This is a genomic window from Halopelagius fulvigenes, assembly GCF_055398025.1.
This window is the reverse complement of sequence record NZ_AP043846.1, coordinates 835,953-860,119: the sequence shown is the minus strand read 5'-3', so window position 1 is coordinate 860,119 and position 24,167 is coordinate 835,953. Positions and strand designations below refer to the sequence as shown.

The window sequence follows — 24,167 nt, the reverse complement described above, 5'->3', positions numbered from 1 at the left end:
GCGATGACGGGGGCCGGCGTCAGCACGGCGTCGGGTATCCCCTCCTTCCGCGGCGAGGGCGGCATCTGGAACACCGACTTCGACCCGGACGACTTCAGCATCGACCGATTCCGAGCGGACCCCGACGGTTTCTGGCGCGACCGACTCGAACTGCACGGGCGGATGTTCGCCGCCGACCCGGAACCGAATCCGGCGCACGACGCCCTCGTTCGACTCGAAGAGATGGGCGTCCTCGACGCCGTGGTGACGCAGAACACCGATGGCCTCCACAAGGAGGCCGGCACCGGTCGCCTCATCGAACTCCACGGCAACGCCGCGCGCGCCGCCTGCGTCGAGTGCGACGCGACGGTGCCCGCAGCGGAGGCGTTCGAGGCGGTCCGCGGGGGCGAGACGCCGCGGTGTCCCGCCTGCGAGGGCCTCATGAAGCCCGACGTGGTGCTGTTCGGCGAGGAACTGCCGTACCACCCGTTCGACGCCGCGCGCCGGATGGCCCGCGAGGGCGACCTGTTCCTCGCCGTCGGGTCGTCTCTGACCGTCGAACCCGCCGCGTCGCTTCCCGAGGAGGCGTCGCGATTCGGCGGGGAACTCGCCGTCGTCAACCTCGACGCGACGGAGACGGACCGCGTCGCCCACCACGTCGTCCGCGGCGACGCGACGGAGGCGCTTCCGGTACTCGTCGAGATGGTCGAGGCGCGTCTGGCCGCGAAGCGGTCCGTCTGAGACGCCGAACCGTCCGCACGCGAGCGGACGACCGCCAACTTCGACCGGTACGGTCGAGGCGCGAGAGCGTTCGCTCGACGCGACGACCGGACCGAGCCGATTCTATTCGACGCGATTTCTCCTCACGCTCGTCGTCGTCGTCCTCGTCGTCGTTCGCGCCCCCTTTCGGGAGTGACGGCGCGAACGGGACGGCCTCACGCCGTCGAACGCTCTCGGTCCCCTTCGTCCCTGTTCGCGTCCCTCGCCCGCGGCGGTTCGCCGCCGTCCGCCTCCTCGCGCACGTAGACGCCGAGGTAGCCGCCGACGGCCCCGAGTCCCGCCGAGATGACCAGCGTCGCGCCGACGGAGAACGCGAGGAGAGACAGGAACAGGAGCGTTCCGGCGACGGCGTTCTCGACGACGGTGAAGAAGCCCAACGCGGCGAAGACGAGGGTGAGAACCGCCACGAGGGGGACGGCGGCGAGTGCGCCGGACGCGGCGCCGACTCGCGCGCCCGCCTCGCGGCTTCGCCGGTGGAGGTACCCCGCGACGCCCCCGCCGAGAATCGGCGAGAACGGCACGAACGACGCGACGATGCTCACGACTGCGCCGAGGAGGGCGCTGACCCAGAACCCCGTCCCCTCGGCGGGGGCGTCCCGCCGACTCGACGAACGCGGCCCGTCGTCCACGTCGGACCAGTCGGTCTCTATCGTGGGCTCCGTTTTCATACCCCACGGTACGCACGCCGCGGTAATAACCGCTCTCACGGACGCGCCGTCCGTCGCTCACTGCTCGTCGCTCGCGGTCCGCCGTCGGCGTTCGTCGCTGGGTGCTCGTCGTCGGACGGTGGCGACTTCGTTCGACTCGGCGGACACCTCGTCGCCGTCCGTCGGTCATCGCCGCCGCGACCGGCCGATTTTTGTGCCTGCCGATTGTGTCGTCGTAGCATGACCGACGCGTCGGCGACGGACTCGAACTCCGACGAGTTCGACTTCGAACACACGCCCGAGACGGACCAGTCGTTCGAGAACGCGTTGGCGAAGGCGCGAGACGGCGCGCGACTCACCGTCGCCGACGGCATCGAACTGATGACGACGGGAACCGACGTTTCCGGTATCGACCCGGTTCGCAAGGAGCAAGTGCTGGAGGCCGCGGACCGACGCCGCGCGGAGGTGGTCGGCGACGACGTGACGTTCGTCGCCAACCTGAACAACAACGTCACGACGGCGTGCAACACGGGCTGTCTGTTCTGTAACTTCAAGAACACCGCCCACCAGTTCGAGTCCGACTACGAGGGCGAGCACACCGGGTTCACGAAGACGCCCACCGAATCCCGCGAAATCGTCGAAGAGGCCCTCGAAACGGGCATCTACGAGGTCACCTCCGTCTCCGGTCTCCACCCCGCGTTCGTCCTCAACGAGGAACACCGCGAGATTCTGGAGACCTACGACGACCCCTACGCCGAGGCGGACTACAAACCGCCGGCGGCGTACGACAAAGACCCCGGCACGTACGTCGAACAGATGCGCGCGATGTCCGTCGGCGGCGCGCACCTCCACTCGATGACGCCGGAGGAGGCGTACCACGCGCGGCGCGGCACCAACTGGTCCTACGAGGACGTCTACCGCGAACTGAAGGCGGCGGGCCTCTCCTCGGCGCCCGGCACCGCGGCGGAGATTCTCGTCCCCGAGGTGCGCGAGGTCATCTGCCCCGGGAAGATAGGTACCGAGGAGTGGGTCGAAGGCATGGAGGGCGCTATCGCCGCCGGACTCGACGTGACAGCCACCATCATGTACGGTCACGTCGAGAACGAGGCCCACCGCGTCATGCACCTGAAGGTGATTCGGGACCTGCAGGACCGCACCGGCGGCATTACGGAGTTCGTCCCCCTCTCGTTCGTCCACCAAAACACCCCCCTGTACGACCGCGGACTCGTCACCGGCGGGGCGTCAGACGACGAGGACGAACTGATGATAGCCGTCTCGCGCCTGTTCCTCGACAACGTCGAGAACATCCAATCGTCGTGGGTGAAGTTCGGGAACGCGAAGTCGCTGAAACTACTCAACTGCGGCGCGAACGACTTCATGGGGACCATCCTCTCCGAGGAGATCACCAAGCGCGCGGGCGGCGGGTACGGCGAGTACCGGTCGTTCGACGACTACGTGGCGATGGTGTCGGCCATCGGCCGCCCGCCGGTCGAACGCTCGACCGACTACAGGGAGCGACGGCGCATCGACCCCGACGACGGCCCGCACGGCCCGACGCTCGGCCCCCGCGCCGACGGCACGCCGATGCTCTCGGACCGACCGGACGGCACCGGTTCGACGGCCCCCGCCGACGACTGAGGCCGGACCGTGATGGTGACGACGCACGCCGCGGCGGGACTCCTCCTTGCGGTACCCGTGGCGACGAGGGCCCCCGAACTCGCCGTCCCGGCCGTCGCGGGTGCCCTCGTCGGGGGCGTCCTCCCCGACTTCGACCTGTTCGTCGGCGTCCACCGCCGGACGCTCCACTTCCCCGTCTACTACACGCTTGCTGGCGTCCTCGCCGCTATCGTCGCGTTCGCCGCACCGACGCCGCTTTCGGTCGCCCTCGCTCTCTGTCTGCTGTCCGCGGGCCTCCACTCGATCTCCGACTGGTTCGGCGCGGGCGAGGAACTCCGCCCGTGGGAGCGAACGTCGCCGCGGGCCGTCTACGTCCACCCCCTCCGGCGGTGGCTTCGCCCGAAGTACGTCGTCCGCTACGACGGCGCGCCGGAGGACTTCCTCCTGACCGTCGCCCTCGCCGCCCCGGCCGCCTACGTCTTCGACGGCGGTGTCCGCCTCGTCGTCGTCGTCGGCGTCCTCCTCGCTCTCGCCTACACGGTGTTCAGAAAGCGCGTCCCCGACGTGCTCGGCATCTGACCCGGCGACGGTCGCCGCGACGAATCCCGTCGCGCAAGAGATATACGTCGGTGGCGGTTGAATCGCTGTGAGATGAGTACGGAGAGGCGTCGCGCGGGTCCGGGTGGTCGCCGATGATGGCGATGACGCACGTCGCCGTCGGCCTCGCCCTCGCCGCGCCCGTCGCCCTCCTCGCGCCGGACCTCGCGCCCGCGGCACTCGCGGGGGCCGTGGCGGGGAGCGTCTTCCCCGACATCGACATGGTCGTCGGCGAACACCGCCGGACGTTCCACGTCGCGGAGGCGTACGCCGTCGCGGCGTTCGCCTGTCTCGCCCTCGCGTTCGTCGCCCCGTCGGCGCTTTCGACCGCGGCGGCGGCGTTCTCCGTCGCCGCGACGCTCCACCCGGTTTTCGACGTGGCGGGCGGGAGTTCGGAGGCGCGCCCGTGGGAGGCGGCGACGAACCGCGGCGTCTACCTCCGGTCGGCCAGCGGGTGGGTCGCACCGCGTCGCTGGGTTCGCTACGACGGCGCGCCGGAGGACTTCGCGCTCGCGGCCGTCCTGGCGGTTCCGGGTCTCGTCCTCTACGGCCCGGCCGTTCGGGGGGGAACGGTCGCGCTCCTCGTCGTCGGCGCGCTGTACACGCTGGCGCGAAAGCGCATCCCGCAGCTCTCCGGCCGGGTCGAACTCCCCGTCCCGCCGGTTCTGACCGCCGTCGTGACCGTCGTCTCGTTCTTCCGGTCTCGCTGACGCGCGAAACGGAGCGTTCCTCGGCGCTTAGCCGCCGCGACGGCGGTCGGCGGCGGACCGGCGGGACGTCTCGCAGAACGGAATCGGACCGGGGACGGCGACGGCCCACGGCGCGTCTATCTGACACATAGGGTACCCTTCGCGGGCGAGGCTAAGGCAGTCGCCGGTGGTTCTCGGATTCCGGGAACGCCGGCGTCGGACCGTCAGTCGTCCGCACCGACCGCGAGGGGGCCGTCGCGGCGCGCGACGCCGCGGTAGCGTTCGCCGTGAACGTCGTCCGCCGCTATCGCGTCCCGCACGGCGGGCGAAAGCCACTCGCCGGGGGCCTCGCGGCCGTCGAAGTCCTCGCGTCGGTGAGATCCGGGGAGGTAGCGGTCGTAGACGGGCAGACGTTCGTACAGGGGGACGCCCGCCTCGTCGGCGATGTCGCGGAGCTCCCGCAGGGCGGGCCACTCGTAGTCCGGGTTGATGTAGTCGTCCGTCACGGGCGAGACGCCGCCCAAGTCGTCCACGCCGCAGTCGAGGAGTTCGCGCGTCGGCGAGAGGTTCGGCGGTACCTGCACCGATACCTCCTCGGGGAGGGCGACGCGCGCCATGGCGACGACGCGGCGCATCGTCTCCACCGACGGTTTCTCGAAGTCGGAGCGTTCGTTCGGGACGACGTTCTGGACGATGACCTCCTGCACGTGGCCGTACCGTTCGTGGAGTTCGCGAATCGCCAGCAGACTCTCCGCCCTGTCGCGCCACGTCTCGCCGATGCCGACGAGGATGCCCGTGGTGAACGGGACGCCGACTTCGCCCGCGGCCTCGATGGTGTTCAGTCGTTGGCCGGGCGTCTTCCGGCGCGTCCCGGCGTGGGCCCGCACGTCCGCAGTCGTCTCCAGCATCACGCCCATGCTGGCGTTGACCGGCGCGAGCGATTCGAACTCCGCCTCCGTCAGGTCGCCGGGGTTGCTGTGCGCGAGGAGTCCCTCCTCCATCGCCATCTCGCAGACGTCGCGCAGGTAGGCGAGGATGTCGTCGTACCCCCACTCGTCCAACTGGGCGTGTATTTCCTCGTAGCGGTCGTCGGGCTTGTCGCCGAAGGTGAAGAGGGCCTCCGTGCACCCGGCGTCCGCGCCGACGCGCAGTCGCCGCCGCACCTCCTCGGGGGAGAGCAACGACGCCTCGCCCGGCACGTCGTAGTAGGTGCAGTACGTGCAGGTGTAGCGACAGGCCGTCGTCAACGGGAGGAAGATGTTCCGAGAGAACGTGAGTTCCGGCGCCGCCTCGACGTCCGCCGGGGACGCCGCCAGCAGTCGTTCGACGTCGCCCTCGTCTACGTCGACGGACACGTCGTACTCGTCGATGCCGGGGAACATGCGTTCGGGTGCGACCCGAGGGCACAAAAGGGTGTACACTCCCCGCAGGGGGAAACGGGGAGCGCACGGCGCCGCCGCGGGACGGGGGGGCGCGGCGGCGCTTCCGCGAGAGGACGGACGGCGGGAGGTCCGTCCGCGAAGACAGGGGATGGGGCGACGCGCGACAGTGCGGTTCAACCGGTGTGCCGGAACACCCGACGTGCCGCGCACAGTGACGATTCGTCTCTACCCATATGTCTTTACTGGCAGATAGTTTAGGAAACCTGCGGTTACGCCTCCCGAACGACGCCGACGCGCCCCCCGCGGATGTTGAGTTCGAACCCGGCCTCGCGTAACCACCGCCGCGACTCCCCGCCGCCGTGGAGCAAGACCTCCGCGAGGTCCGACGGTTCGTCCACGTCGGTCGAGAGGCGCATCGAATCGACCACGCGGACGGACGCCCCCACCTCCTCGGCGATGCGGCGGTGGTCGCGGTAGGACGCGCCGTGGTAATCGACGCGGAACTCCGGGTGGCGGACGACGAGTGCGTTCGTCCCGCCGCCGCGCCCGGGCGCGACGACCACCGTGCCCTCGGCGTCCGCGAGTCGCCGCACAGCCTCCGGCGTGGCGAGTGCGAGGTCGGCCATCGCCACCGCCACCTCGCCGTCGCGGGCCACGTCCGCGAAGGCGGGGCCGTCGCCGTCCGATCCGTCGAGGCGCGCGAGGACGGCGTTGACGGCGGGCGTCAACGGTCTGTCGTCCACGACGACGTCGGCGTCCGAAACCGAGACGGGTTCGGTGGCCAACACCACCGGGTCGTGTCCCGCCGCCTCGATAGCGTCGAGAACGTCGCGCAACATCGCCCGAGCGAACGCTCGCCGCTCCGACTCGGTCAGACGCTCGGAGAGCCGACTCTTCGGGTCGCGACCGGCGTACGGGACGACGACGCGCATCGCCACTACGTTCGAGCGAGCGCCACTAAAAAAAGTGCGTTCGAGCGGGCGTTAGCCCAGTTTGTCGTAGGTGTCCTGTTGTGACCGCCAGTAGAGGAACCCACCGACGAACAGGGCGACGACGAGCAGACGAGCAGACCGCCGACGCCGTACATCGCGAGCTGTTTCGTCTGGCTCGACTTCTGTGCCTTCTGCGCTTTCGTCTGCGCTTCGTTCGCCAGCGTCGTCGCCAGACCGAACTCCCCGCCCTCGTAGGCTTCCACCGCGTTGGCGAGCTGCTGTTCGGCCTCCTTCGTGTTCGCGCCCGACGCGCTCTCGATAGCCGACTTCGCGTCGTCGAGTGCGGCGCGCGCGTCGTTGCTCTCCTGCGTGAAGTGGTGCGTGGACCACGAGCCTATCTCGTTCGAGGACCCGCCGGAGCGCGTCTGCGTCAGCTGCATCGCCGTGAACTCCTGTGCGGGGTCGTAGCTGTACGACTCCACCTCGGGGACGGTGCCGGTGACGGTCACCTCGACTTCGCTCGTCCCGTCGGCGGCGGAGACGTCCACGCCGCTGAAGTTCTGACCGTCGAACTCGTCCTGTCCGACTTTCGCGCCGGTCTGGTCGTAGTAGACGACGGTCCAGGTCACGTCGGTCAGTTCGGTAGAGCCCGCGAGCGTCCACGACTCAAGCTGCGGGTCCTTGTACAGTTCGTCGAGCGTCACCGTCGCGGTGACCTGCTGACCGACTTCGCTCTCGGCGGGAACGTCGTCGTCCCCGACGGAGACGGCCGCCGCTGGGACGGCCGCCAGAGAGAGGACGAGCACGCAGGCCAACGCGAGCTTAAAACAGCGATTCAAGCTCGTCTTCGTCATCGTTGATTAGGTTCTGCAAGTTGTCGTTGCTCTCCTCTCGGATTTCGTCGATGTTGTCCTGCGCCTCGATGGCGACCTGCTGGAGCTCCTTGATGCGCGGGACGTTCGTGACGCCCGAAAGCAGGATGACGGACGCGACTTTCCCGGCCCCTCGGATGGGGTAGTCGCCGCCGCGGACCTCCATGCTCCCGGTCTGCTCCTCGATCCACTTCCGCCCGCGCTCTATACCTTTCCGGTTGAGATGCTCCGGCGGGCCGGCCATCACCAGAAGGGCGCGTTCGGTTCCCTCTATCTCGCAGGGGAGCGTGAGGCGTCCGAGCGCCGCTTTACGCACGAGCGACGTGATTCGGTTGGTCGTGTGGGCGGTGTCGAGATTCGTGTCCTCCTCGCCGCCGGTGAGTCGAGAGAGCAGTCCCCCGCCCGAACCGCCCGACCCCTCGACGGTCTCGGAGGCGTACCCGACGGTGGAGACGCCGCCGCCGGCGAGCGTGTTGATGATCTCGGAGGAGTCGACGACGCTCTCTGCGACCTCGCCCCCCTGTTCGACCTCTCCGGCGCCGAACAGGACGCCGAAGCGGTTGACTATCTCCTCGTTGATCTCGTCGTACCCACCCTGTACGGACTCCCCGGTCTTCCGCCACGCGTCGTTGTCGAACACCATGAGGTTGTCCACCTCACGGACGAACGTCTGGAACGACCGCGCGGCGTTGAGGGTGTAGATTCCCCCCTCGTCGCTGCCCGGCAGGATGCCGAGGCCGTACACGGGTTCGGTGTAGATTCGTTTCAGGTGTTTCGCTAGTACGGGCGCACCGCCGCTCCCGGTACCGCCTCCGAGTCCGGAGACGACCAAGAACGCGTCCACTTCGTGGACGGGGATCGAGTCGATGGCACCTTGAACTTCGTCGATGTCTTCCTCGGCGATTTCGGCGCCGAGTTCGTTGTCGGCACCGACACCGTGGCCCTTCACGCGCGACTGCCCGATGAGCACGCGTTGGTCCTGCGGAATGTGTTTGAGTCCCATCAAGTCTGCCTTCGCCGAGTTGACTGCCACGGCCGCGCGGACGATGCCCGACCCTTGACGCTTGTCGTATTCGACGAATTTATCGACTACTTTTCCCCCAGCCTGCCCGAATCCGATCATTGCGAGCTTCATCGTTTCTCCGGTCCCCTCGCCATTGAATATATGCGAACATCAACGTAGATATAAGTTTTGTGATGGAGGAATATCTGCTTAGGTGACTATAACGGGGTAAATCGCCGGACGTAACCGTGTTGTTAACGAGTCGTTACACCGACGGATGGGAGTCCTTCGAGGTGGAAGGATCACTTCGTTTATAATCTTTTCGGCCGCTCGGCTCCGGAGCGACCCCCCGCTCAGTCGTCAGCGTTCCGACGGGAGAGGTACGCGCGGACCGTCGTTAGGTCGTCGTTATCGACGCCGAACGCGCCCGCGTCGTTGTCGTCGGTCGTATTGTCGAACTGAAGTGAGCGGTACTGGTCGGCCCCCATCGGGAACCCCGGAATCGCCCCGCCGACGGCGAGGCCGATTCGCGCCAACGGCATCGGAACCGGGACGACGGTCGTCGACCGACCCTCGGACTCGTGGATGAGTTTCGCTATCTCCGCGAGGGTGAGTTTCTCCGGACCGGCGACTTCGTAGATTCGCCCGACGTGTTCCTCCGCTTCGGCCGCGTCCGCGAGCATCGGCGCGAAGTCGCCGACCCAGAGCGGTTGGAACCGCGTCTTCCCCCCGCCGGGAAGCGGACTCACGTACGGCGGCGCGAGCAGTTTCGTAAAGGAGAGGAACTCGCCGCCCTCGCCGAACACCACCGACGGACGGAAGATGGTGTACGCGAGGTCCGAGTCGGTGACTATCTCCTCGGCCCGGCCCTTCGCGCGGATGTACGCCGTCGGGCCGTCGGGGTCCGCGCCCAACGCGCTCAGGTGGACGTACCGGTCCACGTCGTTGTTCTCCGCGGCGCGGACGACGTTCTCGGTTCCGTGTCGGTGGACCTTGTCGTGCATCTCGTTGCCCCCCTTCGGCTTGAACAACGGCGAGAGGGCGACGAGGTTGAACACGGCGTCCACCCCCTCGAACGCGCCTTTGATGGAGTCGTACGCGGTCACGTTCCCCATCGCGTTGTTCACCGCCTCCGGCAAGCCGTCGCCGCCGGGACTCCGCGAGAGGGCCGTCACTTCGTGCCCGCGTTCGATCAGTTCGCGGCAGAGGTGGCTCCCGATGAATCCGGTTCCGCCCACGACGAGGACGTTCATGGCGTCTACGTCGGCTTCTGGACAGGTAAATGTACTCCCGTCCCCCGGTTTCGCGGCCGTTCTGCCGCCGTCCCGCCGCCGTCCGGCGACCCGTCGGCGGCGCGGCGGGCGTCCGCCCGTCCGAATCCCGCGACGCTTTACTCCCTCCGAGTTCCACGTCGGAGTATGCTCATCACGCTCGAAGGACTCGACGGAAGCGGGAAGACGACCGCGTGGGAGGCGCTACATGACGCCTATCCCGACGCGGTGTTCACCCGCGAACCGACGGAGTCGTGGTACGGCGACGCCGTCTACCGGTCGATGTCCGACGAGGGGGCCGACCCGTTGGCCGAGTTGTTCCTGTTCACTGCGGACCACGCCGACCACCTCTCGCGCGTGATTCGCCCGGCGTTGGAGGCGGGGAAGCTCGTCGTCTCGGACCGCTACTCCGACTCGCGGTTCGCCTATCAGGCGGCCACGCTCTCGGAGACGGACCTGACGCGACCGCTCGAATACGTGCAGGGCATCCACGCGGCGTTCTCCCGCCCGCCGGACGCGACCATCTACCTCGACGTGGACCCCGAGACGGCTGCCGCCCGCGCGGGGGCGACGAACAAGTTCGAGCGAGCGGAGTACCTCGCCGACGTGCGGGACAACTACGAGGAACTCATCGAGGCCACCCCCGAGCGCTTCGTCCGCATCGACGCGACGGAACCGCCGGAGGACGTCGTCGAGATGGTCGAACGGAGCGTCGAACGACTCCTGCGGGAACGCGAACGGCGCGACGAAGCGTAACCGACTACTGCGTCTCCGGCAGGTCGTACTCCTCCGGCGGCGGCACGTACAGGGTGTCGATGGCGAACCCGAGAGCCAGCGGCATGCCGACGGACGCCCCGAGCAACACCGGGACGTCGAGGTTCAACCCGGCACCGATGGGGAGGACGCCGAAGAACACGAGCGTCGAGACGATGAGGACGACGGGGATGAGAAGCAGCGAGTAGACGACGTACCCCCACTGCGTCTTCAGCCGGATGCGGAAGAACCGGGTTAACACCGCCGCCAGGAGCGTGTGACCGACGAGGACCGCCCCGAACAGCACGAGGTTGACGACCGAGACCATACGCCGAGTACGTCGCCGCCGAACTTTACACCCTCGGGTTTCGAGGTGTCCCCGCTCTCGCGGACGATCGCGGAACTTTATCAGGAGTCGCGGCGAGAACTCGGGCATGCACCGACTCGTCGGAGAGCGCTCCCTCGAAGAGACGTGGCTCACCGAGGTGGACGCCCGCGCCGCCTTCCGCGATATGGTCCGGGCGCGTCGGTTCGACGACCGCGCCCTCGCCCTCCAGCGACGCGGGTGGATGAGCGGGTACCCGCCGTTCCGCGGGCAGGAGGCGTCGCAGGTGGGCGCGGCCCACGCGCTTCGGGAGGACGACTGGCTATTCCCAACCTACCGTTCGAACGCCCTCCAACTGGCCCGCGGCGTCCCAATGAGCGACGTACTCCTGTTCCGCCGCGGCCGCGCGGAGTACCACTCGGACCACGACGTCCCCGTCTTCCCGCAGGCGGTGCCCATCGCCACGCAGATACCGCTGGCGACGGGCGCGGGGATGGCCGCGAACTACCGCGAGGAGGAGTACGCGGTCCTCGTCTGCTTCGGCGACGGCGCGACGAGCGAAGGCGACTTCCACGAGGGGCTGAACTTCGCGGGCGTCTTCGACGCGCCGGTCGTCTTCTTCTGCGAGAACAACGACTGGGCCATCTCGATGCGCCGGGACCGACAGACTGCGAGCGACTCCATCGCCGTCAAAGCGGAGGCGTACGGCTTCGAGGGCGTGCAGGTGGACGGCAACGACCCGTTGGCGGTCCGCGAGACGGTCACCGACGCCCTCGCCTCGGCGCGGGGCGGCGACCCGGTCCTCGTGGAGAGTCTCACATACCGGCGGGGGCCGCACACGACGGCGGACGACCCGAGCGTCTACCGCGGCGAGGAGCCCGACTTACCGGAGTGGCGGACGCGCGACCCCCTCGAACGGTACGAGGAGTTCCTCCGCGGGGAGGGCGTGATAGACGACGACTTCGTCGAGACGGTCCGCGAGGAGACGGAGGCGGAGCTGAAAGCCGCGGTCGAGGAGGCCGAGTCCGTCCCGCCGGCGGACCCCGACGACGTGTTCGACCACGCGTACGGGTCGCTCCCGCCGGGCGTCGAACGGCAGAAGGCGGCGATGCGGGACCACCTCTCGCGGCACGACCCGAACGAACTCGACCGCTGACCGCCCCCGTCAGTCATCCATCGAGATGTACGTCTTCGTGTCCGTCACGCCCTCCAACCCCTGAACGCCGCTGGAGGCGGTCTTCAGTACCTCGTACACCTCCTCGGACTCGACTTCCGCGATGATGTCGTAGTCGCCCGCGACGATGTGCGCCTCCGTGACTGTCGAGAGCTTTCGGATGGGGTCGAGCAGCCGTTCCGACTCGCCCGCGGCGGTTTTCACCATGATGAAGGCGTGTACCATGACAGACACATGCACGCATCGGCTCAAAGCGTTTGTGCCGCTCGCCGGGGCAAGGTTATTCATCTCACGCGGCGTACGTCTCTCATATGCGGTTCGTTATCATCGGTGCCGGACGTGTCGGTCTTCGAACGGCCCGGGTTCTCAAAGGGGAGGGACACGAGGTGGCCCTCGTCGAACGGGACCGGGACCGAATCGACCGGGCCCGCGACGCCGGATTCGAGGTGGTGGAGGGAGACGGCGCCCGCGAGGAGACGCTCGAAGCGGCGGGTATCGATAAGTCCGACGCGCTCGGCGCACTCACGGGCGATTTGAACGTGAACTTCGCCGCCTGTTCCATCGCCAAACACCACGGCCTCCGGACGGTCCTCCGCGTGGACGAGGACTACCGCGAGGAGGTGTACCAGAAGTACGCCAACGAAGTGGACGAGGTGGTCTACCCCGAACGCCTCGGCGCGATCGGCGCGAAGAACGCCCTCCTCGGGGGGTCCGTTCGCGCCATCGCCGACATCGCACAACACCTTCAGGTCGTCCTCATGACCGTCTCCGAGGAGTCGCCGATGCAGGGGTACACCATAGACGAGGTGGCCCTCCCGGCGAACGCGCGCATCCTCGCGTTCGGGAAGGCGGACGAACCGATGGGACTGCCCATGCCGGACCACTCGCTGGAGGAGGGGGACAGAATCGCGGTGCTCGCGGACTTCTCCGTGTTGGACGAAGTCCGGCAACTCGTCGTCGGCGAGAAACTGTCCGCGTCCACGGGGGGTGCCTGAGATGGTCACCTCCTACGTCATGGTGAAGGCGTCAACCGGGGACGTAGACCGCCTCCGCGAGGAGATGCTATCGCTCGACGAGGGCGTCCGGAGCGTCAGTATCGTCGCCGGCGACGTGGACTTCGTCGTCAAAACGGAGGTGGGCTCCCCCGGCGAGGTGAAAGAGATCGCCGCGGGCATCCACGAGATAAACGGCATCGAAGACACGCAGACGTACATGGCGATGGACTGACTCCCCCCGTCGCCGTCCGCTCCGTCACCGAAACCCTAATTTCTCGCCGTTCAGAGCGGCGTTCCGCCGTCTCCGCCCGCCGCCTCGCTCGCCCGGTCGATGAGGCTCGACACCGGGTCGGTGTACTCGTATCCGGGGATGACGCCCTGCACGTACGTCCCCTCGACGTAGTCGATGACCGCGCCGGCGTCGTCCGCGCCGCGGCGTTCGTTCACGTCGGCGAACGAGGTTTCGACCACCGCCTCCTCGCCCTCCCGGCGCACGTCCACCGACAGGTCGCGTTCGACTTTCGTCACGCCGCCGATGTCCTCCGCTCGAAGCGCGAACGTCTCGTACCACCCGTCTTCGACCACGTCGGCCACGTCGCCCTCGACGACGGCGTCCAGCATGGGGACGCGAACCTCCACGTCGAACGTCACCTCCGCGCCGTCCTCGGAGACGCGAACCCGACCGTCGAACGCAGTCGCGGTCGATTCGAACGTCTCGTCGCCTACCTGCTCGAAGGAGTTGTGGTCATCGAACGCCCGTCGGACGCGTCCGGATACGTCGCTCATGGTCCCACGGAGGGGACGGCGGGGCAAAAGCCCCTCGCGTCCGACGCCCGCGCGGAATCCTCACTCGGGCGACGTATCTCGTTGGATACATCAGCGGCGGCGAACGTATCGCGGCAGGTGCGGCACTTTTAAGTTCCTCCCGGCCATCTCACCGAGTGACGCTTCGCTTTGGAGGGCCGAAGCGTCAGCGGGGACCAATTCAGGGCGGCAGCGGCTCGCCGGGCTGCTCCCGGCTGGCCGCTACCTTTTCCCATTCTGCTACACCGCCAGTCGCCACGCCGCGTTCGGAGCGACGCACCCGTCCGTTACGACGCCGAGTTCGTTCGACGCGTAGCGGCATCTCCGTCCGTCCGCGACGACCTGTCACCGTCCAACGGCTTTCGTACGAATAGGAGAGACAGTCCGTCCGCCGGGGAGAATCTCCGAGGAGGCTCTCCGACCTTCAGTCGTCGCTCTGCGCCGAGTCCGCCGACGCCGGCGATAGACGGTCCGAACGTCGATTCGCCGTCGTCTTCTTCCGGACGAAACGCGGAAGAACGTCCACTTTTCTCGTCGCTAGCAGGGGAGAGAACGTCACGCGAACTCGGTGACCGTCCCGACGACGAGAACGACCGCCGCCAAGAGCGCGCCGAGACTGCCCGCGACGTACAGCGGAATCGAGGAGAGAGCGCCGACCGCGCCGCCGCAGACGAGACTCATCCCCATTACGCCGAGCTGGTAATCGTACCGGGTCGGCCCCACGAGCGGTCGTACGGACATCGTGTAATTACATCTAATTAGCCAGCCCCGAATAAGTTGGGGCTCGCACGCGCGTCGAAGACGGTTCTCACTCGGTGAGACGGGCGGCGTCCCCCCGGCGGATGCGGCCGCCCGTCACCCGGTTTTCCGCCTCGGCCGCCGCCTCGTACTCGCCGAGGGCGTCGAGTGCGCGCGCGCGTTCGTCGTGGACCCACGAGTCGCGCAGACCGAGCGTCAGCGCGTTGTCGAGGCAGGTCAGCGCCTCCTCGTGCCGACCGCTCTCATTGAGGAAGTACCCCCTGTCGTACCACGCCTCCGCGAGGCGGGGGTCGAGCGTCACGGCGCGTTCGGCGTGCTCCAACGGACGCGTGCTCTCGCCGAGTTCCCACAGGGCGTACGCGAGATTCGCGTGCGCCGTCGCCGAGATATCGTCGTCCGGTGACGTCGACGACGCCCGACCGTCCGCCGGCGTCCCGTCGCCGATGCGGAGTGCCTCGCGGTGCGCGCCGGCCGCTTCGTCGTACTCCCCGAGGAGGGCGAGTGCGACGCCCTTGTTCACCCACGCCGTTCGGGCCTCTCGACTCCCCTCCTCGGCGTAGAACGCCGCCCGGCCGAACGCGTCGATGGCCTGTTCGTACTGCTCGACGGCGAGGTAGTCGAGACCCACGTCCACCAAGGCCGCCACGTCCACGTCCTCGGCTACGAGCGACGCCTCCTCGACGAGTTCCGCGAGCGCGTAGTCGTCCACGGGGTCTACGTCCACCACCGGCCCGTCGGGTCCGAGGTCGAATCCCTCGTAGGGGTCGTCGAAGCCCTGTCCGTCGGAGTACCGGTGCGACCGGCTCGCGGTCTTCATCCCCTATACTGGCGCGAGACGGGGATAACGTCGTCGGAGGAGCGGTGCGTTATCGACGTGCGGACCGCCGCGCGGCGCGTTCGTCTCCGTCGTCCGCGATGCGGACGCTCGAACTCACCGCCGCTTCGGACGTCCCGGAGTGCGCCTTCTCATGTCCCGATTCGTGTGATCTATCCCATTAATTGACAGCCTACGTGGCGTAAGCACCGATATAATTAGGCGTCGTTGGACTGAAAATGTCAACAATGAACAAGCAAATGGCCGATGGGGGAGGGGTCGCAGTCGTTCCCGCCATAAACGTCGCCAGCAGCGCCGCCTGCCTTCGGTCCCTCGGGCGCCGCGGGGTTCGAACGCTCGCGGTGTCGGAGAAGGCGACGCCGCCGGGATTCAGCTCGAAGTACTGCGAGGGGCGCGCGAGCGTTCCCGACCCGGGAGAGAGCCTCGACTCGTACGGAGACGCGCTGGTGGCCCTCGCCGAACGGCCCGACGTTCGGACCGTCGTCCCGTTCAGGGAAGCCGACGTGTACGTACTCGCGCAGAACCGCGATACGCTCGGAGAGTACGTCGGGACGCCGTGGCCGACGATGGAGACGCTACGGAAGGTCCAAGACCGGGTGAAACTGTTCGCGGAGGCGGAGGCGGCCGGCGTCGGCTCCCCCGAGACGGCGACGCTCGACGAGTGGTCGGACTGGGACCGCGAGACCATCGTCAAGTCGCGGTACACCGTTCTGGCACCCGAGTACGTCGACGGCTCCCGAAGCGGCGTGTCGGACGCCTCGACGGTGTATCTCGCGCCCGGTGAGGAACCGAATCGCTCGGAGATACGCGCCGAGATGGGTCACGTCCCCCTCGTTCAGGAGTACGTCCCGCAGTCCGACGAGTACGGCTTCTTCGCCATCTACGACCGCGGCGAGCCGATGGCGACGTTCCAACACCGCCAACGACGGGGGTGGAAGTACGCCGGCGGGCCGAGCGCGTACAGGGAGTCGGTCCGAATTCCGGAACTCGAAGCGGCCGGGCGGAGTCTGTTGAACCGACTCGACTGGCACGGCGTCGCGATGGTGGAGTTCCTCCGCGACGAACGGACCGGCGAGTTCAAACTCATGGAGGTGAACCCCCGGTTCTGGTCGTCGCTCCCGTTCACCGTCCAAGCCGGCGTCGACTTCCCGTATCTCTACTGGTTACAAGCGACCGACCGCCCGCGCTTCGCGGAGGCCGCGTCCGAAGCGACCTACACCGCGGGGATGGGCGGACACCTCCTCCGCGGGGAGTTGCTCTACCTCCACAGCGTCCTCTTCGAGGAGTACAACCTCGTCGAACGACCCCGATTCGCGGACGCCGTCGTCGACGTCGCGTCCTCGCTCGTCCGACACCCTCGGTTCGACTACCTCAGCGCGGACGACCCCATGCCGTTCGTACGGGACGTTCGAAACTTGATCGAGAGCGCCGACGAGTGGAGGCGGTCCGCGCCGTGGAAACCGGAAGAAGAGGTCGTGGACGCCCCTTCGACCGGTCACAAGCTATCTCTCTGGCGGTGAGGCGCACGTCGGTGGCGTTCGGGCCCCTCGGCGGTCGCAGTTCGGAGAAACGAGCGCGGGGGACGGGATTCGAACCACCGTGAGACGCTTTGCGTCTCACGAGTTCCCGTTCGCGTCGCTCACGGGAACCACGGTCTCTCCGCTCACTACCGCTCGCTCCGCTTCCGAGTCGAACGCCATCGGTACGATACCGACGCCTCACTGTCGTTCGGCGACGAGAAGTGCGGGGGATGGGATTCGAACCCATGGACCCCTACGGGAGCGGATCTTAAGTCCGCCGCTTTTGGCCTGGCTCAGCCACCCCCGCGCACCCACCACTTCCGGGGACTGACCAAAGATGGTTTCGCTTCGTCGGCGGCGGACGCACCCGAGAACTACCAGTCCACGCTGAGCGTCCCGTCCCCGTGCGGGTCGGGCGCTATCTCCTCGTCCGTCCGGCGGTCCACGACGTGGATGACGCCGCGGTCCTTCTTCGCGGGGCACACCTCCGCCGCCCGGACGTTCTCCTCCAGTTCGTCCTCGCCGATGAAGTACGACTTCGGCTTCGCCAGGTTCGTCGCGAGGTCCATCTCCCAGTTGTCGGCGACTTCCGCGCACCGCCCGGCCGCGAAGCACTTGTTCGCCTCGAAGATGATCTTGTAGGGCTTCTCCTCTATCGGTGGCGCGTTCTCGTCGTCGCCGATATCGCTCGGGCGAAGCGGTCCATCCCCGGACCCGTCGGACTCACTCATTACGCCGAGCTAGTGCGCCGCCGGCCTTTGCGCTGTCGATTGCGGTCACGAAAAAGAATCGCGAGCGAGGCGATTCCGGTCCCGCCTCCGTTGAGCTTACGAGTTCTACTCCTCGATCTCGACGGATTCGAGGACGACGTCCTTCATCGGCTTGTCGTTGCGGTCCGTCGGGAGGCTACCGATCTCCTCGACGACGTCCATCCCCTCGATGACCTGCCCGAAGACGGCGTGCTTGCCGTCGAGGTGGGGTTGGGCGTCGAGGGTGATGAAGAACTGCGACCCGTTCGTGTTCGGACCGCGGTTCGCCATCGACAGTTTGCCCGCCTCGTCGTGGTTGAGTTCGTCGTGGAACTCGTCGTCGAAGGTGTAGCCCGGGCCGCCGCGGCCAGTCCCCTCGGGGTCGCCGCCCTGAATCATGAAGCCCTCGATGATGCGGTGGAAGACGGTGCCGTCGTACAGCGAGTCCGTCCGCGTTTCGCCCGTCTCCGGGTCGCTCCACTCCTTCTCGCCCGTCGCGAGGCCGACGAAGTTCTCGACGGTCCGCGGGGTGCGTTGCTCGAACAGTTCGACGACGATGTCGCCGCGGTTCGTCTGGAGCGTCGCAACCGGATTCTCGGGGTCGTCCATCGCGGATTCGTCTACCATAGGGGATGGTGGGTCGTCGGGTACAAAAACGGTGCCTTCGAGGGGCGACCCCCGCATGATACAAGGCGCGCCCGTCCGAGGTGCGGGTATGCACACGGCCGAGACGCTCACCCTCGCGCGCTTGCCCTCCGGCGTTCCGGTGCAGACGACCGTCCACACGTACGGCGGCGCCGCCGACGCCGACGGCCCGACGCTGTACGTGCAGGCCGCCCAACACGGCCGCGAGGTGAACGGGACGGAAGTCCTCCGCCGCCTCCACGAACGACTCGACCACGACGCGGTTTCGGGGACGCTCGTGGCGGTTCCCGTGGCCGACCCCCTCACGTTCGACCGCGTCTCCTACACGACGCCGGAGGAACTCGACTCGGTCAACTCCAACATGAACCGCGTCTGGCCGGGCGACGCCGACGGGTCGCTCCACGAACGGATGGCGGCGGCCCTCTGGGAGTACGCCGGCGAGGCCGACGCGATAGTCGATTTACACACCGGCAGTCCCGAGATGCTCACCCACACCGTCTACCTGAAGGGCAGCGACGAGTCCCGACGGCTCGCCGCGGCGTTCGGCACCGACCTGCTACTGGCGGAGGCCGCCGGCGACGAGGCGGACGCGGAGTGGTCAGAGCGGAACTTCGGCGGCAAACTCCGCGTCGCGGCCACCCGCGAGGGCATCCCCTCCATCACGCCCGAGTTGGCCCACAGCAAGCAACTCGTCGAACCCGCCATCGAAACCGGCGTCCGCGGGGTGACGAACGTCCTCAAGGAACTCGACATGCTCTCGGGCGACCCGGAGATGCCCGCGGACCTGCGGACGGCGCGGAACCACCTCGGGCGCGCCACCGCCTCGGATTCGGGGCTGTTCCACCCCGGCCCCGACACCGTCCTCGGCGAGACGGTGGAGGCGGGCGACCACCTCGGGCGCGTCTACGACCCGACCACGTACGAGGTGCTACAGGAGGTGACGGCCGACCGCGCGGGGTTCGTCTACTCCGTCGCGCGCGAGGCGACGGTCACCGCGGGCGAGACGCTCGTCGGTATCGCGCTTCCGCTACGCGACGGCGTGGAGTGACGCCGCCGCCCGTCTCCGAGGAGGCCCTCACACGTCGCCGATGTCCCGGTTCCAGACGGGCGTTATCGGCTCCTCTAACCGCTCCATCTCCTCGTCGGTGAGGTCCACGTCGAGTGCGCCGACGTCGTCTTCGAGGTGTTCGACCGTCCGCGGACCGACGATGGGCGCGTCCACGAGTTCCTTGCGCAGTAACCACGCCAGAGACACCTGCGCCGCCGTCGCGTCCTTCTCCTCGGCGAGTTCCTCGACCACGTCGAGCACCGCCCAGTTCTCGTCGGTGAACCGGTTCTCCGTGTACTCGTCCGTCGCAGCCCGGCCCTCGTCGGGGTCCTCCCCGCGTTCGTACTTCCCCGTGAGGAACCCGCCGGCGAGGGGCGACCACGGAATCACGCCGAGGTTCTGGTCCGCACAGAGGGGGAGGACGTTCGCCTCCTCGTGGCGGTCCACGAGGTTGTACTCGCACTGCATCGAGACGAACCGCTCGTAGTTGTTCACGTCGGCCTCGTGCAGCGCTTTCATCAGCTTCCACGCGGGCATCGTACTCGCGCCGACGTAGCGGACGACCCCCTCCTCGACGAGGCGGTCCAACGCCGAGAGCGTCTCCTCGATGGGGACGTTCTCGTCCCAGCGGTGGATCTGGTAGAGGTCGATGTAGTCGGTGTCGAGGCGCTCTAAACTCGCGTGCGCTTGGTCGAGGACGTGCTTCCGGGAGAGGCCGCCTCCGTTCGGCCCCTCGCGCATCGGGAAGTACACCTTCGTCGCGAGGACGAGTTCCTCCCTGTCGCGTTCGGCGACGGCCGCGCCGAGAATCTCCTCGCTCTCGCCGCCCGAGTAGGCGTTCGCCGTGTCGAAGAAGTTGATTCCGAGTTCCAACGCCCTGTCGAGGACCTCCTGTGCCTCCTCTCGGTCGTGGAGCATCCACGGCTGTTCGGTTCCGAAGTTCAGACAGCCCATGCACAGCCGAGACACTTCTAGTCCCGTGTTCCCGAGGTTCGTGTACTCCATCCCCGACGAACTCGCTCCGCAGGCGGTTGACTGCTTCGGCGGGGAGGCGACAGGTCCGAATTCGAAACTGCGACGAAAGAGAGAGGGTTTCCGGGGCGTCGCTCAGAACGCGCGCAGGTCTTCGAGGACCGCCTCGGCGTCGCCACTCTCGATGGCGTCGCGGGCCACCTCCAGACCCTCGTCGATGCTGTCGGCGTCCTCGCGAGCGTAGATGCGCAGAGCGGCGTTGAGGGCGACGGCGTCGGCGAAGCGGTCGTCGCGTTCGCCGGCGAGGACAGCTTCCGTGATTTCGGCGGAGTCGCCCGCCACGTCGTCCTCGCTCACGCCTAAGTCGTCGTACTCGAAGTCCATGCCGTACTCGGCCGTCTCTATCTCGAAGTCGTCGAACTCGCCGTCGGTCCACTCGGCCACCTTCGTGTACCCCGGCCGGATGTCGTCGTACCCCTCCATGCCTTGGAACATGAGGACGCGGCGCAGGTCGTGGTGTTCGGACCGCTCGAAGGTGTCTACCATCTTCTTCGCGAACGTGAGGTGGTAGAATGACCCGAGGTGGACGTCGGCGTCGGCGGGGTTCGCGATGGTCTCAATGGTGTTGAAGAACGTGCGGACGCCCATCCGGTCGCGGCGGTCCCACAGGTCGTCCACGACGGGGTTGAACGCGGGTTGGTAGTAGAAGCCGAATCCGGTCTCGTCCACCATGTCGGCGCTCTCCTCGGGTTCCAGTTCTGTCCGGACGCCGAGTTCGTCGAGGACGTGCTTGTAGGCGTCCCGCTTCTGCGTCGGCACCCGGTCGCCGGAGTGGACGACGACGGGCGTGCCCGCGGCGGCGGCGACGATGCCCGCGGCCGCGCCGAGAATCGCCGTCTTCCCCTTGCCGTCGTAGTTCGCGCCGCAGTCGACCGGGTCGGCGTCGGGTTCCGCGTACTCGACGTGCTCGCACATCACGTCGGCGTACGCCGCGAGTTCCTCGGCGTTGTTGTGCTTCCAGCGGTTCGCGAGCCAGAAGGCTCCGAGGGTGGTCGGGTCAGGTTCGCCCGCGAAGATGCGCCGAATCGCGTCCTGCGCCTGTTCGCGCGTCATGTCCTCCGCGGACTTGGTCCCGGAGCCGACCACTTCGGTCATGAGACGCTTCAGCGGCCACTCCCCGAACTCGTCCGTCTCGGACGCTTGAGCCATGTTTGAACGTTGGTCTGCCCCGACAAAAGTAGTCCGTTCGAGGGTCGGAATCCGCCGGTCGAACTACTCGCGCGGGGGCCGTCAGATCGCGCCGTCGTAACCCGAAACCTGTACGTTCGCTCGCTCCTACGTCTACGCAATGAGCGCACTGGAGGGCGATTGGCGCGCGAGACTGGACGACGTCGATGCCGCCCTCATCGACGAGTACCAGAGCGGATTCCCGATAGAACCGCGGCCGTTCCGGACGGTGGGGGAGGAACTGGGCGTCCCGGAGTCCGAGGTGGTCGAACGGGTGCGGCGACTGCGAGAGCGGAAGGTGTTCCGGCGGTTCGGCGCGGTGCTGAACCCGCCGGTCATCGGGAGTTCGACGCTCGCGGCCGTCAGCGCGCCCGAGTCGCGGTTCGCGGAGGTGGCCGAGGTGGTAAACGGCTACCGGCAGGTGAACCACAACTACCGCCGGGACCACGAGTGGAACATGTGGTTCGTCGTCACCGCCGCCTCGCGGGACCGCCGCGACGAGATTCTCGCGGAAATCGAGGAGCGAACCGGCTGTACGGTACTGAACCTGCCGATGCTCACGGACTACTACATCGACTTGGAGTTTCCCGTCGTGAACCGGGACCGCTTCGCCCGCGAGAGCCTCGAAGCGACGGACGTCTCCGCGACGCGCATCTCCGAGGAGGCGACCGGCGACCTCTCGACGCTCGAAGCCGACCTCCTCGTCGAGATTCAGGACGGCTTTCCGCTCTCGCCGACGCCGTACGCGGACGTGGCCGAGGCCGTGGGCGCGGACGTGGACGACGTCGTTTCGGCCATCTCCCGCCTCCTCGACGACGGGTGCATCAAGCGAATCGGCTGCGTCGTCAACCACGTCGTCACCGGCTTCGACTCGAACTGCATGGTCGTCTGGGACGTGCCGGACGACGAACTCGACGCTCGCGGCGAGGCCGCCGGTCGGCTTCCGTACGTGACGCTCTGTTACCACCGGCCGCGCCGGGAGGACCTCGACTGGGACTACAACCTCTTTACGATGATTCACGGCCGCGAGGCGGACGCGGTGGACGAGAAGATAGACGAACTCGCCGCCGACCACCTGCCGTTCGACCACGAACGCCTCTACTCGACGGAGACGCTGAAACAGACCGGCGCGCAGTACGAGGAGTTGGTGAGTTCGGCGGAGCGAGACGGATAGCCGAACGCCGCTACGTTCCCTCTCTGTTCCCCTCTATCAGAACCAGCAACGCCACCGCACAGACGAGAGCGCTGACGAACACCGCGCTCCCCGCCGCGCTATCGGTAAACGGGTGAGAATCGAGGAAGTAGTGGAACCAAAAGAGGTTGGCAAGCGGCGTTCCGTCGGTGCTGGTGACGCCGGGAATCACCTGTCCGACGTCGGGGACGATCGCCCAGAGTCCGCTCACGATGGCGATGGCCCCGTCTTGGTGGGTCCTCCGGTGGAGGCCTGTGACCAGAAGCAGGGCGAGGGCTCCCGCCGCGCCGACCGCGAAGTGGCCGATTCCTAGAGACACGAGAGAACGTGCACGGTAGACGCCCGTATATCGTTCGGCAGAGGCGTCCGCGTCGGCGACCGTCGGATCGGAGTGGTGCTACTCGCCGCCGCGCGCCGTCATCTGGAGAACGGGCCGACGCGGGCGAGCGTTCGCGCGGCCTGCACGGCGCCCGTCTTCGCCAGCGACCCGCTCTTGATCGCGCCTAACTTCGCGTAGTAGCCGCTCTTCCGAAACGCCGCGCCGCCGTAGTGGCGAGTGCTCGTCGGAATCGGGGTCCGCCGCCCCTCGACGCGCGTCGTCCCGTGGTAGATGGCGTCGAGGACGTCCTTGGCGGTGAGCGTCGCGCGGGTCACGTCGGGCACGTCTATCTCGGTGTAGGCGCGGCCGACGTATCCGACCTTGTGCGCGTCGCTGCCGGCGACGCCGGGGTAGCCGTAATCGCGGGCGAACCGGCGCGCGCGGCGGTTCTTCCACCCGGTGAACAGCCACGAGTTGTACACCTCGATGGCGTCGGCGTCGGTCAGTTGGCTCTTGCGGACGCCGTGGCGACTCCGCTGGAACGGGTGCGGGACGATGGCGACGCCGCCGCGGTCGCGAATCCACTCGACGGTGTCGCCGAGGGGTTCGCGGCGCGGCGGCATCGACTCGACGCCGAGGGCGAGGAGGTGCCCGTCGGCCGTCGAGACTTCCACCCCGGGGATGCCGACGAGTCCGTACATGGGGGCGAGTTCCGCGGCCCGAATCGACTCGTGGATGACGTCGTGGTCCGTGATGACGACGGCGTCGAGGCCGATTTCGGCCGCCTGCTCGAGAATCAACTCCACGGGGTCCGAGCCGTCGTACGACGCATCCGAGTGGACGTGTGGGTCGATTCGAACGGTGAGGGCAGGCACGACAGACTGTTCGCTCTCCTCGAATAAAAGCTATCGGCAGACGGGTGTCAGCCCACCGCACGCCGCCGTTACGTATCGAGACCGTCCCTCACTCCCTCTCGAAGCCCGTCTCCGGGTAACCTCCGCAGCGCGCCGAGACGTGTCACCGACGCTACGTATACTCGCTTCAGCGAACGCTTACGGTGCGTGGCACGGTTACTCATCGC

At 67.6% G+C, this 24,167-nt stretch carries 27 protein-coding genes, 1 tRNA gene and 1 pseudogene; 11 read left to right on the top strand and 18 right to left on the bottom strand.

The genetic code is table 11. From position 1 onward, the window contains the following. The first annotated feature begins 3 nt into the window (after positions 1-3). Positions 4-720, top strand: a complete 717-nt coding sequence (locus ACZ522_RS08955) for a Sir2 family NAD-dependent protein deacetylase (protein ID WP_464391818.1) — start codon at positions 4-6, stop codon at positions 718-720. Positions 721-914: 194 nt separating this feature from the next. Here the strand turns inward: ACZ522_RS08955 and ACZ522_RS08950 are convergent, their stop codons facing one another. Next, a complete protein-coding gene (locus ACZ522_RS08950; RefSeq protein ID WP_379692755.1) occupies positions 915-1,427 on the bottom strand; it encodes a DUF5518 domain-containing protein in 513 nt (170 codons plus the stop codon). Between the two features lie 219 nt (positions 1,428-1,646). Here ACZ522_RS08950 and cofH point away from each other — a divergent pair, with 219 nt between their 5' ends. From cofH to ACZ522_RS08935, 3 genes are all read left to right on the top strand, one after another. Beyond that, positions 1,647-3,044, top strand: a complete 1,398-nt coding sequence (gene cofH, locus ACZ522_RS08945; protein WP_379692756.1) for a 7,8-didemethyl-8-hydroxy-5-deazariboflavin synthase subunit CofH — start codon at positions 1,647-1,649, stop codon at positions 3,042-3,044. Between the two features lie 9 nt (positions 3,045-3,053). After that, positions 3,054-3,602: a metal-dependent hydrolase gene (locus ACZ522_RS08940; RefSeq protein WP_379692758.1), complete on the top strand. Its 549-nt coding sequence runs from the start codon at positions 3,054-3,056 to the stop codon at positions 3,600-3,602. A 116-nt stretch (positions 3,603-3,718) separates the two neighbouring features. After that, the gene (locus tag ACZ522_RS08935; RefSeq protein WP_379692760.1) at positions 3,719-4,330 is read left to right on the top strand and encodes a hypothetical protein; all 612 of its coding nucleotides are present in this window, start codon (positions 3,719-3,721) and stop codon (positions 4,328-4,330) included. 203 nt (positions 4,331-4,533) lie between these two features. Here the strand turns inward: ACZ522_RS08935 and cofG are convergent, their stop codons facing one another. The 5 genes and pseudogenes from cofG to ACZ522_RS08910 form a co-directional block, all read right to left on the bottom strand. Continuing rightward, the gene (cofG, locus tag ACZ522_RS08930) at positions 4,534-5,691 is read right to left on the bottom strand and encodes a 7,8-didemethyl-8-hydroxy-5-deazariboflavin synthase subunit CofG (RefSeq protein ID WP_379692762.1); all 1,158 of its coding nucleotides are present in this window, start codon (positions 5,689-5,691) and stop codon (positions 4,534-4,536) included. 269 nt (positions 5,692-5,960) lie between these two features. After that, entirely contained in the window at positions 5,961-6,623 is a 663-nt protein-coding gene (cofC, locus tag ACZ522_RS08925; protein ID WP_379694526.1) for a 2-phospho-L-lactate guanylyltransferase, read from the bottom strand. A gap of 51 nt (positions 6,624-6,674) precedes the next feature. After that, positions 6,675-7,477: pseudogene (locus ACZ522_RS08920) on the bottom strand (DUF4398 domain-containing protein). Next, on the bottom strand, positions 7,446-8,630 hold the full coding sequence (locus ACZ522_RS08915) for a tubulin/FtsZ family protein (RefSeq protein WP_379692764.1): 1,185 nt from the start codon (positions 8,628-8,630) through the stop codon (positions 7,446-7,448). Before ACZ522_RS08915 ends, ACZ522_RS08920 begins: the two are co-directional and overlap by 32 nt. Positions 8,631-8,851: 221 nt before the next feature. Beyond that, a complete protein-coding gene (locus ACZ522_RS08910) occupies positions 8,852-9,751 on the bottom strand; it encodes a complex I NDUFA9 subunit family protein (RefSeq protein WP_379692766.1) in 900 nt (299 codons plus the stop codon). 165 nt (positions 9,752-9,916) lie between these two features. Between ACZ522_RS08910 and tmk the strand changes: the two genes are divergently transcribed. Then, positions 9,917-10,525, top strand: coding sequence for a dTMP kinase (gene tmk, locus ACZ522_RS08905; protein ID WP_379692768.1), 609 nt, complete (start codon positions 9,917-9,919; stop codon positions 10,523-10,525). Between the two features lie 4 nt (positions 10,526-10,529). Here tmk and ACZ522_RS08900 read toward each other — a convergent pair whose 3' ends face one another. Further along, positions 10,530-10,850, bottom strand: coding sequence for a hypothetical protein (locus ACZ522_RS08900; RefSeq protein WP_379692770.1), 321 nt, complete (start codon positions 10,848-10,850; stop codon positions 10,530-10,532). A gap of 106 nt (positions 10,851-10,956) precedes the next feature. Between ACZ522_RS08900 and ACZ522_RS08895 the strand changes: the two genes are divergently transcribed. Continuing rightward, the gene (locus ACZ522_RS08895) at positions 10,957-12,003 is read left to right on the top strand and encodes a thiamine pyrophosphate-dependent dehydrogenase E1 component subunit alpha (protein WP_379692772.1); all 1,047 of its coding nucleotides are present in this window, start codon (positions 10,957-10,959) and stop codon (positions 12,001-12,003) included. 9 nt (positions 12,004-12,012) lie between these two features. On the opposite strand, the gene ACZ522_RS08890 is transcribed toward ACZ522_RS08895, so the two are convergent. After that, complete coding sequence (locus tag ACZ522_RS08890) at positions 12,013-12,246, bottom strand: Lrp/AsnC ligand binding domain-containing protein (RefSeq protein ID WP_379692774.1); 234 nt, start codon at positions 12,244-12,246, stop codon at positions 12,013-12,015. An 86-nt stretch (positions 12,247-12,332) separates the two neighbouring features. Between ACZ522_RS08890 and ACZ522_RS08885 the strand changes: the two genes are divergently transcribed. After that, a complete protein-coding gene (locus ACZ522_RS08885; protein WP_379692776.1) occupies positions 12,333-13,016 on the top strand; it encodes a potassium channel family protein in 684 nt (227 codons plus the stop codon). 1 nt (position 13,017) lies between these two features. Next, positions 13,018-13,248 (top strand): Lrp/AsnC ligand binding domain-containing protein, encoded by a 231-nt coding sequence (locus ACZ522_RS08880; RefSeq protein WP_379692778.1) that lies wholly within the window; start codon positions 13,018-13,020, stop codon positions 13,246-13,248. 50 nt (positions 13,249-13,298) lie between these two features. Here ACZ522_RS08880 and ACZ522_RS08875 read toward each other — a convergent pair whose 3' ends face one another. The 3 genes from ACZ522_RS08875 to ACZ522_RS08865 form a co-directional block, all read right to left on the bottom strand. Beyond that, the gene (locus ACZ522_RS08875) at positions 13,299-13,802 is read right to left on the bottom strand and encodes a DUF5813 family protein (protein ID WP_379692780.1); all 504 of its coding nucleotides are present in this window, start codon (positions 13,800-13,802) and stop codon (positions 13,299-13,301) included. Between the two features lie 573 nt (positions 13,803-14,375). Next, positions 14,376-14,561: a DUF8015 family protein gene (locus ACZ522_RS08870; RefSeq protein ID WP_379692782.1), complete on the bottom strand. Its 186-nt coding sequence runs from the start codon at positions 14,559-14,561 to the stop codon at positions 14,376-14,378. Positions 14,562-14,628: 67 nt separating this feature from the next. Beyond that, on the bottom strand, positions 14,629-15,396 hold the full coding sequence (locus tag ACZ522_RS08865; RefSeq protein WP_379692784.1) for a tetratricopeptide repeat protein: 768 nt from the start codon (positions 15,394-15,396) through the stop codon (positions 14,629-14,631). 245 nt (positions 15,397-15,641) lie between these two features. Between ACZ522_RS08865 and ACZ522_RS08860 the strand changes: the two genes are divergently transcribed. After that, complete coding sequence (locus tag ACZ522_RS08860; protein WP_379692786.1) at positions 15,642-16,934, top strand: carboxylate--amine ligase; 1,293 nt, start codon at positions 15,642-15,644, stop codon at positions 16,932-16,934. A gap of 222 nt (positions 16,935-17,156) precedes the next feature. Here the strand turns inward: ACZ522_RS08860 and ACZ522_RS08855 are convergent. The 3 genes from ACZ522_RS08855 to ACZ522_RS08845 all read right to left on the bottom strand — a co-directional run bounded on the left by ACZ522_RS08855 (position 17,157) and on the right by ACZ522_RS08845 (position 18,310). Further along, positions 17,157-17,241 (bottom strand) — tRNA-Leu (locus ACZ522_RS08855). A 67-nt stretch (positions 17,242-17,308) separates the two neighbouring features. Then, positions 17,309-17,665 (bottom strand): ferredoxin, encoded by a 357-nt coding sequence (locus tag ACZ522_RS08850; RefSeq protein WP_379692788.1) that lies wholly within the window; start codon positions 17,663-17,665, stop codon positions 17,309-17,311. A 105-nt stretch (positions 17,666-17,770) separates the two neighbouring features. Further along, complete coding sequence (locus tag ACZ522_RS08845; RefSeq protein WP_379692790.1) at positions 17,771-18,310, bottom strand: peptidylprolyl isomerase; 540 nt, start codon at positions 18,308-18,310, stop codon at positions 17,771-17,773. 88 nt (positions 18,311-18,398) lie between these two features. Here ACZ522_RS08845 and ACZ522_RS08840 point away from each other — a divergent pair, with 88 nt between their 5' ends. Next, the gene (locus ACZ522_RS08840; RefSeq protein ID WP_379692792.1) at positions 18,399-19,376 is read left to right on the top strand and encodes a succinylglutamate desuccinylase/aspartoacylase family protein; all 978 of its coding nucleotides are present in this window, start codon (positions 18,399-18,401) and stop codon (positions 19,374-19,376) included. 27 nt (positions 19,377-19,403) lie between these two features. Here the strand turns inward: ACZ522_RS08840 and ACZ522_RS08835 are convergent, their stop codons facing one another. Both ACZ522_RS08835 and ACZ522_RS08830 read right to left on the bottom strand, forming a co-directional pair. After that, a complete protein-coding gene (locus ACZ522_RS08835) occupies positions 19,404-20,381 on the bottom strand; it encodes an aldo/keto reductase (protein WP_379692794.1) in 978 nt (325 codons plus the stop codon). Positions 20,382-20,483: 102 nt separating this feature from the next. Continuing rightward, complete coding sequence (locus ACZ522_RS08830; protein WP_379692796.1) at positions 20,484-21,557, bottom strand: anthranilate phosphoribosyltransferase; 1,074 nt, start codon at positions 21,555-21,557, stop codon at positions 20,484-20,486. A 139-nt stretch (positions 21,558-21,696) separates the two neighbouring features. Between ACZ522_RS08830 and ahbB the strand changes: the two genes are divergently transcribed. Next, entirely contained in the window at positions 21,697-22,749 is a 1,053-nt protein-coding gene (ahbB, locus tag ACZ522_RS08825; RefSeq protein ID WP_379692798.1) for a siroheme decarboxylase subunit beta, read from the top strand. A gap of 10 nt (positions 22,750-22,759) precedes the next feature. Here the strand turns inward: ahbB and ACZ522_RS08820 are convergent, their stop codons facing one another. Together ACZ522_RS08820 and ACZ522_RS08815 are read right to left on the bottom strand one after the other, a co-directional pair. Next, positions 22,760-23,086 (bottom strand): hypothetical protein, encoded by a 327-nt coding sequence (locus ACZ522_RS08820; RefSeq protein WP_379692800.1) that lies wholly within the window; start codon positions 23,084-23,086, stop codon positions 22,760-22,762. Positions 23,087-23,184: 98 nt separating this feature from the next. Continuing rightward, the gene (locus ACZ522_RS08815; RefSeq protein ID WP_379692802.1) at positions 23,185-23,961 is read right to left on the bottom strand and encodes a CehA/McbA family metallohydrolase; all 777 of its coding nucleotides are present in this window, start codon (positions 23,959-23,961) and stop codon (positions 23,185-23,187) included. Positions 23,962-24,167 lie beyond the last annotated feature (206 nt).